1 protein-coding gene is annotated in these 276 nt (G+C 35.9%); it reads left to right on the top strand.

Translation table 11 applies throughout. From position 1 onward, the window contains the following. The coding region (locus R0J92_RS22770) for a hypothetical protein (protein ID WP_411053336.1) at positions 1–250 on the top strand (250 nt) is incomplete at its 5' end. Between the last annotated feature and the right edge of the window lie 26 nt (positions 251–276).

Here is a 276-nt window from a genome sequence, read left to right on the forward strand (position 1 = left end):
TGGACCTGATTTTATGGATTTAACCGATCCTAACGGAGATGTAAAAGAAATTACAGATGCGTTGTGTCTCATTAGAAAAGATCGTGAGAAGCCAAGTGATCAAGATTTAACCGATTTTTACAACCTTGTGTCTCAACACAATGCTCCTCTTGATATTAACGATCTCAAAAACTGTTACGATCCTTTTCATGTAGATTATACAATCGAAGAATTTGAAAGGATCAAGGCAAGACATGAGGAGGAATATTGATGGCGAAAATATTAGACAATCAAACG

Source organism: Tritonibacter sp. SIMBA_163 (assembly GCF_046535935.1).
In the GTDB taxonomy this organism is placed as follows: domain Bacteria; phylum Pseudomonadota; class Alphaproteobacteria; order Rhodobacterales; family Rhodobacteraceae; genus Epibacterium; species Epibacterium scottomollicae.